The 6,901-nt window shown below is 34.3% G+C and carries 7 protein-coding genes; 5 read left to right on the top strand and 2 right to left on the bottom strand.

Annotated features, from left to right (window positions below):
* Window positions 1–212 precede the first annotated feature (212 nt).
* Window positions 213–665 (top strand): hypothetical protein, encoded by a 453-nt coding sequence (locus tag ABVF21_RS22560; RefSeq protein WP_371019061.1) that lies wholly within the window; start codon window positions 213–215, stop codon window positions 663–665.
* Between the two features lie 947 nt (window positions 666–1,612).
* On the opposite strand, the gene ABVF21_RS22555 is transcribed toward ABVF21_RS22560, so the two are convergent.
* The gene (locus ABVF21_RS22555) at window positions 1,613–1,798 is read right to left on the bottom strand and encodes a hypothetical protein (protein ID WP_371018982.1); all 186 of its coding nucleotides are present in this window, start codon (window positions 1,796–1,798) and stop codon (window positions 1,613–1,615) included.
* Window positions 1,799–2,037: 239 nt separating this feature from the next.
* On the opposite strand from ABVF21_RS22555, the gene ABVF21_RS22550 reads away from it, so the two are divergent.
* Entirely contained in the window at window positions 2,038–2,541 is a 504-nt protein-coding gene (locus ABVF21_RS22550) for a phosphoribosylanthranilate isomerase (protein WP_371019060.1), read from the top strand.
* A gap of 194 nt (window positions 2,542–2,735) precedes the next feature.
* Here the strand turns inward: ABVF21_RS22550 and ABVF21_RS22545 are convergent, their stop codons facing one another.
* A complete protein-coding gene (locus ABVF21_RS22545; RefSeq protein ID WP_371019059.1) occupies window positions 2,736–3,167 on the bottom strand; it encodes an Lrp/AsnC family transcriptional regulator in 432 nt (143 codons plus the stop codon).
* Between the two features lie 118 nt (window positions 3,168–3,285).
* Between ABVF21_RS22545 and ABVF21_RS22540 the strand changes: the two genes are divergently transcribed.
* The 3 genes from ABVF21_RS22540 (at window position 3,286) to ABVF21_RS22530 (ending at window position 6,663) form a co-directional block, all read left to right on the top strand.
* A complete protein-coding gene (locus ABVF21_RS22540) occupies window positions 3,286–3,702 on the top strand; it encodes a carboxymuconolactone decarboxylase family protein (RefSeq protein WP_371019058.1) in 417 nt (138 codons plus the stop codon).
* A 523-nt stretch (window positions 3,703–4,225) separates the two neighbouring features.
* The gene (locus ABVF21_RS22535) at window positions 4,226–5,605 is read left to right on the top strand and encodes a polysaccharide deacetylase family protein (protein ID WP_371019057.1); all 1,380 of its coding nucleotides are present in this window, start codon (window positions 4,226–4,228) and stop codon (window positions 5,603–5,605) included.
* 59 nt (window positions 5,606–5,664) lie between these two features.
* The gene (locus ABVF21_RS22530; protein WP_371019056.1) at window positions 5,665–6,663 is read left to right on the top strand and encodes an LCP family protein; all 999 of its coding nucleotides are present in this window, start codon (window positions 5,665–5,667) and stop codon (window positions 6,661–6,663) included.
* Window positions 6,664–6,901 lie beyond the last annotated feature (238 nt).

The following is a 6,901-nucleotide window of genomic DNA, read 5'->3' as shown; positions in this document are numbered from 1 at the left end:
CATGGGAAATACACAAGTATTTTCAAGGTTTTACAGATGAAAATAACATTCAAAAAGTCACTGAATTTAAAGTAGGAGAAATCAAAAGGATAGCAAACGAAGAGAAAGGCTTATTCCATTAAATCGGGCATTTGTTGAAGAATATTAAGCAGCTAATTCTTATATTGAGTAATCATTAGGGAAAGCTAATCAAAAAAGTGAGAGGTAAACATATGAAAAAAACTCTATTGATTACATCCCTTCTGGCTTCAGTAGTTCTTTTTCCTAAAGAATCAAATGCTATCTCAATGCCTTGCAGTATGGTGTTAGACCCAATCGATGAAGGTCTTACTAATGCAAGAGGAAGTGCACTAGTTTATAAAGTTCAATTAATTCCACCAAGCTTTGCAAGAACTAATATCAGTATCTTAAGTGTTCATCTACCTGAACCCTCTACATACGGCGAATATGATATTTATGAGGGATTTGCTTTTATACCTGGTGAAATAAGCTGGAGGTTCAGACTTTATCCTACTCCAGAAGAAGATAGTCCTACCTGGTCGGGAAGGTTTGACTTGATCACCGCAAAATTAAACAATGCTAAAGTTCAAGTGAGAGCATCCAATTCTAAAACTGGAAAGTTGGGACCAGTGGTTCTGAATAATGATATTCTAAGCTGTAAATAGCTTACTCCATAAACTAGGAGCGATTCATTAATGCCAAAACAGCCGAGAGTTAAGGTTTTGTATCTAGTAAAGGGGGGAGATCTAAATTAATGAGAATACATATAGAGCATTTAAAGCATTTTGTCTTGGAGTAATCACCATTTCATTTGCATTTCTTTGTTTTCATATTTATCAAATCAGTGGAGAGTTAGAATCTATTAGGCAAGGAATTCATAACATAGTGGCAGCAATAGCTAACAGCTAAACAAAGCAGCGTATCATCTATATTTTTATTTCCTCAAGAAAAGGGAGCGCTTGTCGCTCAAAGGGCATTATAAATTTTTAATGAAAGGATTTGTGCTATTGAAATTATTGGCATCATTAATATTTGTGTTTTTTACCCAGTTACTTCTTATCATTATGTGGGGAGAGTATGTCTGGTTATATAAGTTTTCAAATGGTGGTGTAGGAGGATCAGCATTACAACAGGTGCAGCCAATTTTGTGGATTATATTATTCATAGAATTAGTGTTGGGGGAATGCTCTAGTTAGATACACCATTAATAAAAAACAATAGTATTGATAACTCAACAATAGGGAGCTATTGAAGAACAAGGCTACAGTCCTTCGTTGCTGAAAAGATGAAGTATACAAGCTGAGAAAAGCGAATATACCAATAAAAACACTCTTTCAGGAGGGGATAGGTATTCGCTTAATATCATTCATCTTCGGAAATCCAAGTGAACCATCTTTCTGTGTCGGAGGAGTAGTATGTGCATCAATAGATAATTTAATAGTTACTTTTTTAGCGTTATTGGTTATTTACTTTGGCTATAGGTTTATCTATAAACAGAAGTAATAAAATTATTCTCCATATATCTAGTGGGATAGATATTATTTCTTCCATAATCTCGGAGCTATTTTTGAATAACTGGAGAAACCCAATTTGGGCGAGGAACCTTTGTCTTTTATAAAATGAGTTGACTTAATATAAACATAAGAAGTAAAAGTCCAATTCCTAAAGCTCTTACTCCATAAAGTTGACTTTCTGATAATGCAGCCCCTTTCATACTCCTCCAACTGGGGTAAAAGAAGCCGATCACTGGAGCTGCGATTAATCCTATAGTCATTAATATTACTGCTAAGAATTCCATAATAGCCACCCTTTCTTTATAATAACTAGTAACCAAATAATCTCCATATCAAACAAGAAGAACCAGGTTATACTCATTGCAGCTGTAGTTTTAATATTGAATTGAGTTCATTTTTCCACTAAATCGGAGCTATTGTTTAATAGAGTACATGATTTTGTTTCATAAGCTAGGACCCTCGGAGTATCGTTTCTTTACTGTCATAATAAATTTGGGATAAATTCGGAAAAATGGAGGAGCAAATGGTTATTAACAAGTTTGATGAGTTTTTGAAAATCACCAAAAAATTAAACAATATTGACATTATTCCATTACTAATGGGCTCGGTTGGCTTAGAAGTAATTACTAGTAAGAGTTGGAATGCCCAAGACTTAGATATTCATGTACCTGGTGATAAAAGAGGGTGGGAAGTAGCACCGGAATTATCTATACATAACTGGATGGATATTGTAAATATCATGAACTCCATGGGATATAGGTTAATTGATTTGCATGAACATGAGTTCTTCAACGAAGGGTTATCAGTTGAGTTTGGTATCATTGACACTTTACCAAGCTTCGCTGGAGTACAATTAGAAGACTTAGAGATGCAGCAACATGAAGGAGTTAAGTATTATTTGCTGACCCCAGAACAATATTTATGTGTTTATAATGCCTCATCAAAAGATAGTTATAGGGCAGATCAAAGCAACAATAAAGATATAAGAAAAATAGAGTTTTTGAAAGAAGCAGGATTTAATAACTAAATTCCTATGATTTATCTGTACTGTTAGATGTGTGAAGGAAATGTTCCTTTTTAAGTATCTCGAATTTTTGTATTCAATATAATCGGAGCTTTTCTTCGATGAATGTGTAGGACCAAAACCTTAATTTAGGAGGCGCATTGTTTTAATAGACGTGTGCCTTTTCTGGTAATTAGGTTTTTAATTTAATGATAACTTTAAAAATGTTGCTTTGTTTCAACATTTGAAAAAATAACATGTGTTACGGTTTGTGCTAAATCTGAAAAATCATTTATAAAACCTTCTATTTCAGTTAACCCCTCAAAATGTAATTTCATCATATAACAAGCTTGCCCTGCAATCCGGTGACAGTATTCCACATTCGTCTGTTGCTCAATTCTTTTCTTAAACAAATCGTACTGCCCATTTTTAACAGTGGCTTCTATGATACAGCTTACTGGATATCCCGCTTTTTCATAGTCGATTTGTAAGTGGTATCCCTTGATTACTCCAAATGATTCCATTTGTTTTATTCTTTCTGTTACAGCAGGAGAAGACATACCTACGATTCTTCCTAATTCCCTCATGGATAACCTACTATTTTGATTCAGTTGATTCAAGATCTGTTTATCCTTAGCGTCTAAATGCATATGTTAAGTTTCCCTTCTATTCTTTGTTGAAATGTAAATTAAATTGATCTCATTCTTTAAATATAACATGTAACTAAGTAGTGATCTTTTCTATAATCATAAGAAGGAGGGAAGATTAATGGCGAGAATAACGTTATCTGAAATTGGAAGTAGTTCGTTTCAACGATTATTAGGACATAATCAATTGGTAATGGAAAAATGGAACGACTTAGGAGAGGTCTTAGAAGCCGAGGGCTTCTTATCTTATCAGCTGAAAGAGCAAGTTAGAAGGACTCTTGCTCAGGAAAACGGGTGTGAATATTGCAAGGCAAAAGGGCGTCCCGATCCCAGATTATTTGATGAGAAGGTGTCAGTTGCAGTAGGATTTACAGAAGCATTTTTATCATATAGAGGCAATATGCCATTGGCTGTATTTCATGTGCTAAATGATACATTTAATGAAAAAGAAATAAGTGAACTTTGTGCATATATATGTTTTACTACAGCCTCTCAGTTCTTTGGTGCAATTACAGGGTTAAAACCTGATCCTTCTTAGAAATGACGAGGTTCACTCTATACGGAACAAGTAATAGCACTATTTTGCTTTTCATAAGTTGGAGGACTTTATATGTAATTAAAGAGGATTTTGTTTTGAAAGATAGTATTGATTTATTTGGATTATTTTGAAATAATTGTAATATATAAATTGTGATTTTAAATTGTTTCGACTTTAAAATCCAAAAGGTACTGATGATGTATATAGATTTGGGGGAAGATGATTTCATCCGTTATATCTCACGATGGATGATCATATCAGTGAAAATGAATGTGGAATGGGATTCTTTCCGTTCACAACCTACAGGAAGTTCATGGATTGAGCTTCCTGTTTTCTTTGCAAAACAATGGATATACCGGTGTGTTTTATAAGGTAGTTATTAGTAAATTTCTAGTATATTAATCAATTTTCATTCATTAGAATTTGTTTTCGATTTTCTGGTTAACAATGCAATATTGTTGTGTACCTAAGTCTAATTGCTACATTTTATCCCCCCTAGAAAAAACAAAGAGGATGACAAAGTATGATTAGAAGATTGCCTTTCAAGCGAATAAAATGGCCAGGATGGGTTGTTCTTATTTTGTTGGGAGTATTTATTATTATAGGTATAGGTAAGTGGACTGGTGATAGCAGTGAAGAGGTGGTCAAACAGAAAGATGAAAAAGAGGTTTCGAGTATAGAGGTTGAGCAAGATACAGAAAACACTGATCGTTATACAATGCTGATTAACACCCCGGTTATTGAAAATTCACTCCTTAAAAAATCGATTCACGAGTGGATTACGAAACAGAAAGAGAGTTTTTTATCTGAAGTGAAATCACAAAAAGATGTTCTTGGAGCAAGTAATCGAGCCCACCTATCGATTCAAGTTAATGTAAAAAAAGGAGCGAAGGATACAACTAGTTTGATTTTTAACTCTTATAAACTAGTGGATTCGATCTATGGTGAGAATCATGTAAAAACATTTACGATCGACTCAAGTCATAATATCTTACAATTAACTGATATCTTGACTACTAGCGAGAAAACGTTAGATGAAGTTCGTTCTAATATTAAAAGGCAGTTGAAAAAGGATGATATGGTTAAGAACAATCTAATAGATAAAAAGGTAAATGAAGCATTGAAAGATCCTAATTCATGGAATTGGTTGGTAAACCAAAGTGCTCTTACGTTATATCTTGAGAAATCTAACATTACTGAAGGTGAGACTGGAACTCTAGAAGTTGAAGTTCCACTTAAAGAAAAAATATCTACTGTGCAAGAAAAAAAGGACAATGACGAAAAAGTTCTCAAGCCTGGAGAAAAATACGTTGCAATTACTTTTGATGATGGTCCGAGTGTTCAAGTAACGCCACGGGTGCTAAAGATATTAAAACAACATGATGCGAAAGCAACTTTTTTTATGTTGGGAAGTCAAGTTGAGAAATATCCTTCTATTGCTGCAAGAGTTGCTAACTCAGGCCATGAGATCGGCAACCATACAGATCATCACATGGACCTGACGAAGATAGGAGAATCTCGTATGGTACAAGAAGTTCAAAAATCAAATCAAAAGATATTGGAAGCGACGGGTCAATCTCCTACTCTCATACGACCTCCTTATGGTGCTATCAATCCCAATGTAGAGAAGGTCGCTAGAAATAACGGTTCTTCTCTTATTTTATGGTCAGTGGATTCCCAGGATTGGAAAAGCAAAAATACTGAAGCAATCAATCAGCTGGTTCAAAAAGAAGTGGTATCAGGATCAATTATCCTTTTACATGATGTACATCCTACCACAGCCGATGCGTTACCAAAGCTGTTGACTACACTTGAAGAGGAAGGCTATCACTTCTTAACTGTTTCTCAATTGCTTTCCATGCAAGAAAAATATACTGCCGGAACCTATTATGGAAAGACTTAAGAGAACCATAATTTGATTATCTAAAGGAGAAAAAGAGAAAAGGAGAAAAGGAGAAAACTATGAACAACAGATTTAAAAATAGACGAAGAAAAAAGTTTAAGAAAAAAATACTCATTGGTCTTTCATCACTTTTGTTTCTTGTTATTTGCGTCGGTAGTTATTTAGGATTTCAAGTATATGATACAGCGAAGGAATCTTATAGTGAACTTAAACGGGATAATGATATGTCGGAATTAAGAGATAAGAAAGTAGAAATAGGAAATGAACCTATTTCGATTTTGTTACTAGGAATCGAAAATTATTCTTCAGATGGAAAAGGTGGAAGAGCTGATACCCAAATTGTTTTAACCCTTGATCCTAAGTCAAAGGAAGCGACTATGACAAGTATTCCCAGGGATACGAAAGTGGAAGTTCCAGTAGAAAAAGTTGGGGATGAATACGCTGGAACTCATAAAATAAACGCTGCTTATACATACGGATATCTCACAAATTACGGAGCTAAAAAGTTAGCCGTAGAAACGGTGGAAGATCTTTTGGGTATACCGATAGATAAGTATGTTGCTGTTGATTTTGAGGGATTTCATGACATTGTTGATGCTATTGGCGGAGTTGAGGTTGATGTAAAATATCCATTTTGGGAAAAAGATTACTATTCGAATGATCGGATTTATTTTGATGAGGGAAAAACCGACATGAGTGGGGAAGAAGCACTTGCATTTGTAAGAATGAGGAAGCGTGATGTGAATACTGTTTACTCAAGAGATGAACGTCAAAGACAGTTTATTAAAGCTACGGTAGATGAAGTCAAGTCAGGGGACACCCTATTTGAAATTAATAAGATTTCTGATGTGTTAAAAGATAACGTTGAGACTAATTTAAAACCAAGTGACATGCTTGCCCTGCAGCAAAAATTTCCATCAATCAGCTCAACATCTATTCAAACAAAAAAAATAGAGGGGACGACACCTAAAGTACCCGGACCTTCATACTTTATACCAGATCTTAACCAGTTAGAGTTACTGAAGAAAGAGTTAAAAAACTCACTGAAGTTATCATGATAATAAGATACTACAGTTGAAGAAAGTAATGAAATATAAATGAGATATATTTAAAAAATGTTGCATCTAAAGGAGTAAAGTTCCAATTATCTTGACTTCAAGTCTTCTATTAAATCGGAGCGATTGCTTAATAAATTGTAAGTCTATGTAGGCTTTAGGGAGGATTGTAGAATAACCGGGAGGCCAAATAATGAAAAGAAACCTATTGATTATGATTATACTTTCAATATCGCTAAGC

Source organism: Pseudalkalibacillus sp. JSM 102089 (assembly GCF_041366475.1).
In the GTDB taxonomy this organism is placed as follows: Bacteria; Bacillota; Bacilli; order Bacillales; family Guptibacillaceae; genus Guptibacillus; species Guptibacillus hwajinpoensis_B.
Note: the sequence above shows the minus strand (reverse complement) of the source record. Positions and strands in the feature narration are given on the sequence as shown.